This window comes from Streptomyces doebereineriae (assembly GCF_031845645.1).
Classification (GTDB): Bacteria; Actinomycetota; Actinomycetes; order Streptomycetales; family Streptomycetaceae; genus Streptomyces; species Streptomyces canus.
In genome coordinates, this window is the sequence record NZ_JAVREZ010000429.1 from 1 (window position 1) to 424 (window position 424).

Below are 424 nucleotides of genomic sequence, written 5' to 3' on the forward strand. Positions count from 1 at the left end.
GATACCGATGTGCCCGAGGATGTGCGTTCCGCGCTCGCCGCGGCGGTCGACGCCACGACGCTGGAAGTGGTCGACCTGTCATGAAACTCGCTGTAATCGCCGGTGACGGCATCGGTCCGGAGGTCATCGCCGAGGCGCTGAAGGTGCTCGACGCGGTGCTGCCCGGGGTGGAGCGGACCGAGTACGACCTCGGTGCGCGTCGCTACCACGCGACGGGGGAGACCCTGCCTGATGGCTTCGTCGAGGAGCTCAAGGGCTACGACGCAATCCTGTTGGGCGCCATCGGCGATCCCTCGGTGCCCAGTGGCGTGCTCGAGCGTGGCCTGCTGCTGAACATGCGGTTCGCGTTGGACCACCATGTGAACCTGAGGCCGTCGAGGTTGTTCGCCGGGGTTTCCAGCCCGCTGGCCGGCAACCCGGAGAT

1 protein-coding gene is annotated in these 424 nt (G+C 67.2%); it reads left to right on the forward strand.

Going from position 1 to position 424, the window contains the following annotated elements; genetic code table 11:
• Window positions 1-80 precede the first annotated feature (80 nt).
• Window positions 81-424: isocitrate/isopropylmalate family dehydrogenase (locus RNB18_RS52635; RefSeq protein WP_311721134.1), on the forward strand; the 344-nt coding region annotated here is incomplete at its 3' end.